This window comes from Vibrio sp. Vb0349 (assembly GCF_033338975.1).
On sequence record NZ_JAWOTS010000178.1, the window covers coordinates 1 to 1,450 of the forward strand.

Annotated in this window: 2 protein-coding genes; both read left to right on the plus strand. The window is 43.9% G+C overall.

The features are described 5' to 3' along the window. The first annotated feature begins 61 nt into the window (after positions 1–61). On the plus strand, positions 62–901 hold the full coding sequence (locus tag R7Q47_RS24330; RefSeq protein ID WP_005458953.1) for an ABC transporter ATP-binding protein: 840 nt from the start codon (positions 62–64) through the stop codon (positions 899–901). 129 nt (positions 902–1,030) lie between these two features. Continuing rightward, the coding region (locus tag R7Q47_RS24335) for a phosphate-starvation-inducible PsiE family protein (protein ID WP_318089784.1) at positions 1,031–1,450 on the plus strand (420 nt) is incomplete at its 3' end.

The window sequence follows — 1,450 nt, forward strand, 5'->3', positions numbered from 1 at the left end:
CGATGCCAGCATGTTTGCTAGCTAACTGGTGCAAAGTGAACAAGTCATAAAAGAGGATGTTATGGCAAAAGAAGTATTAAGAATTGAAAATCTTAAGCAGCACTTTGTATCTGGTAAAGGACTGTTTAAGAAAGGCTACACGATCAAAGCTGTAGACGGCGTTTCCTTGTCGGTTTCAGAAGGAGAAACATTGGGACTCGTCGGTGAATCTGGCTGTGGTAAAAGTACCTTAGGACGTACGATTCTAAAATTGTATGAGCCAACAGAAGGTAAGATTTTCTTTGAAGGCAAAGACATTACAAAGTTCTCTGTCAAAGAGATGCGCTCGTTGCGTAAAGACATGCAGATTGTCTTTCAGGACCCAATGGAGTCACTTAACCAGCGTCACACCATTGGTATGATTTTGGAAGAGCCGTATATCATCCATAAAATAGGCACTCCTGCAGAGCGTAAACAATGGGTGAAAGAGCTGTTGGTGAAAGTTGGCTTGCCTGAAACGGCTGTGAACCGTTATCCGCACGAATTCTCTGGTGGCCAGCGTCAGCGTATTGGTATTGCTCGTGCGATAGCTCTGAAGCCAAAGCTGTTGATTTGTGATGAATCAGTATCTGCACTGGATGTATCGGTTCAGGCGCAAATTCTCAACTTGTTGCTGCAACTTCAACAAGAAATGAACCTTGCCATCATCTTCATCTCTCACGATTTGTCGGTGGTTAAGCATGTCTCCGATAAAGTCGCGGTGATGTACTTTGGTAAAGTGGTGGAAGCGGGGAATGCGAAAGAAATTTACGCGAACCCACAAAATGATTACACCAAGAAACTGCTCTCAGCGATTCCGATTACCCATCCTAAATATCGCAAGAAAAAGCGTGTGGCAGAAAAAAAGCAGCAAGTGGCGTAAGCCGTGCCACCATCGCATTCAAGAAAACACGCTCCGTTAAATAAACGGGGCGTTTTTCTTATGTATCCTTTTTTATCTTGCATGCTAAACTCAAAGCTTATCTCTTTGGTTTTGCTTGGATAATTGGCTCTGCCATCAAATTTACCCAAATCGTTCAGTCGCCCATTTTTAAAGATGTTCCACATCTTAGAAGCGGTTCTGTTGGTCGCTATTACCTTGGCAACTATTTATGCCATGGCTCAAGAGTTCATTCATGTTTTTGTTGAGAAGCGAGTGCTGTTGACGGACATCTTATTGATGTTCATCTATCTTGAGGTTTTAGCGATGGTGCAGCAGTTTGTGATGAACGGTAAGATCCCCGTTCGCTATCCTATCTATATCGCGATGATGGCCATTGCTCGCTACATCACCTTAGGTATGAAAGAGTTGGATGCCACTTTGGTGGTTTGGCTTTCTATTGCGGCGTTTATCTTGGCGGCAGCGACCTTGGTGATTCGCGTTGGACACCACTATTGGCCGTATGTTGACAACCGAACCTTGGAAAAAGAC